Raw genomic sequence first — 2,317 nt, 5'->3', positions numbered from 1 at the left:
TCTATGCCATGAGGTACAAAGGGATCCCCCTAAATCCCCCTTATCAAGGGGGACTTTGACCTCATAAATCCTAGAAAGGGATCCCCCTAAATCCCCCTTATCAAGGGGGACTTTGACCTCATAAATTATAGAAACACTATAACCCAAAAGCTGATGATAAAAACACCAGAAAATCATCAGCTTTTTTTAAAACTATTCCCTCTTACTTCTTACCACAATCCCTACACTTTCCACATTCTCCTATTGGCCATATTTCGTAATAAAAAAAATTTACAAACCCCTTGACATTAAATTAATTTATTTATATATTAATAATGACAACTTTACAGGAAACATTCTGATGACTGAAAACATTCCACCCACCCCGGATAACCAAGGTCGCAAACCTAAGAAATCCAAGCTCTTGTTGATCGGAACTCCTGAACAGGTTCGCCATACAATTAATGCCCTGTATTCCCTTAAGTATGCATATCCCTACGAGTGGAGCACTCCCGAGCCCACCGAAAAGCCTGGTGAGGTGATGACCACTTTGGTGCGATATTTTTACCTAGACTAGGATAGGAATTTGCCAGCGATGCAGCGCGGTCTTGGGGGTTTCCCCCATGAGCGACTGCATCAAGACAGGGCTTTTAGGCCCTGGCCACCATGAAAATTCAAGGTTGTTTTCTGAAGCGGGATGAAGTAGTATGGAATAGGATAAGTCAGAGGTTAGAATGTGGTTGCTTTCGAGCAATTGCTGACTAAACTCTGGAGGAATGTTTTTAGTCATTAGAATTGATTTCATTGAGTTGAGCTATTGTGTACTCGTTTTTGTGTACACAATAGAATTCGGTCAAGACTTGGGGTTAACCAGAACTTGACCGAATTTTTTTTATTGCTATTTATTTGAGCTATCAGCAGTCAGCTATCAGCTGTCAGCTTTTGAATCAAACAGGTAAGCATTAGTTGAATCTGAGTGACAGAAAGCTATTCGCGTAGCTTAGCCAAAAGCCTTTTACTGAGCGCGGCTGACCGCTGACCGCTGACTGCTGAATGCTTTCTAGAAAGCGCTATAGTTATAGAAATAATCAATTGGGTGAACTACTGACTAGGAGCAGACAGTAGAGAGTAGAGGTAAGGAAAAATGGACGAACAAAGACTACAAGAATATCTCAACCTGATCGACCAACTGCTAACTTGTTCCAGCGGTGAGCTAGTCCAAATCCTTGAGAGCAACCGCGAGTTAGTGGATGGTGTATTATTACTGGTAATGGAACTAAAGGCAGAAGAACTGGCAGCAGATGGCAACCAAAATAGCGCTAACTTTTTACGAAGTCTCGGGAGTCAGCTTTTAGCCGTAATATCAGAAACCCCTACCTCAGCTAATTCTTCATCCGAAGACTATCTGGAATTCTTGATGGAGGTATTGCCAGCAACTGCTGAAAGCAATGGCGATCCCACTGTAGTCTATCCACTCCTGCAAGCCAACCTAGACAAACTTGATGATAACTTTATCGATATCCTGGAAGAGTGGGCAAATGCTAAATTATCAGAATTGGAACCAGAACTAGCAGAACCCATTGCAGAATTTATTGGGAAATTATCCAACCTAATCATAAATTTTCCTCTCGGTAATCAAGCCAATAACATAGAAATCGCTATTGCTGGTTACGAAACGATGCTAACAGTTTTCACCCGTGAGAGTAACCCAAAAAGTTGGGCGTTGAAATCTTCTTTCTACTGTTGCAGGTGATATCGATCACAGTTCCATGGTGATCTTTTAACTTTTCAGACACGCCCTAGCTATGTCAGTTTACAATGAATAGGACTTCCCGATCGATTGGGCAAAGGCTCAAAATAATCTGGGCGCAGCCTACAGTTACAGAATTCGTGGGGACAGGAGATTGAATCTCGAAAAAGCGATTGCTGCATACGAACTAGCATTGAAAGTTCGCACAAAAAAAGACTTCCCCGAAGAGTGGGCAACTATTCAAAACAATCTGGGCGCAGCCTACAGAAACAAAATTCATGGTGATAAAGCAGAGAATCTCGAAAAAGCGATTGCTGCATACGAACTAGCATTGAAAGTTCGCACCAAAAAAGACTTCCCCGAAGAGTGGGCATCAACTCAAAACAATCTGGGCGCAGCCTACAGTGACAGAATCCGTGGTGATAAAGCAGAGAATCTCGAAAAAGCGATTGCTGCATACGAACTAGCATTGAAAGTTCGCACCAAAAAAGACTTCCCCGAAGAGTGGGCATCAACTCAAAACAACCTGGGCCTTGCTTACAGAAACAGAATTCGTTGGGACAGGGCATGGAATCTCGAAAAAGCGAT

4 protein-coding genes are annotated in these 2,317 nt (G+C 42.5%); 3 read left to right on the top strand and 1 reads right to left on the bottom strand.

All coding sequences use genetic code 11. The features are described from left to right. Nucleotides 1-340 precede the first annotated feature (340 nt). Nucleotides 341-556 (top strand): hypothetical protein, encoded by a 216-nt coding sequence (locus tag F6J99_RS38375; RefSeq protein WP_293121201.1) that lies wholly within the window; start codon nt 341-343, stop codon nt 554-556. Here the strand turns inward: F6J99_RS38375 and F6J99_RS38370 are convergent. After that, complete coding sequence (locus F6J99_RS38370; protein WP_293121199.1) at nt 548-769, bottom strand: hypothetical protein; 222 nt, start codon at nt 767-769, stop codon at nt 548-550. The two genes, F6J99_RS38375 and F6J99_RS38370, sit on opposite strands and share 9 nt — an antisense overlap. A 354-nt stretch (nt 770-1,123) precedes the next feature. On the opposite strand from F6J99_RS38370, the gene F6J99_RS38365 reads away from it, so the two are divergent. Both F6J99_RS38365 and F6J99_RS38360 read left to right on the top strand, forming a co-directional pair. Further along, entirely contained in the window at nt 1,124-1,732 is a 609-nt protein-coding gene (locus F6J99_RS38365) for a hypothetical protein (protein WP_293121197.1), read from the top strand. 151 nt (nt 1,733-1,883) lie between these two features. After that, the coding region (locus tag F6J99_RS38360) for a tetratricopeptide repeat protein (RefSeq protein WP_365975105.1) at nt 1,884-2,317 on the top strand (434 nt) is incomplete at its 3' end.

The organism is Moorena sp. SIO4G3 (assembly GCF_010692305.1).
Taxonomy (GTDB): domain Bacteria; phylum Cyanobacteriota; class Cyanobacteriia; order Cyanobacteriales; family Coleofasciculaceae; genus Moorena; species Moorena producens_A.
Note: the sequence above shows the minus strand (reverse complement) of the source record. Positions and strands in the feature narration are given on the sequence as shown.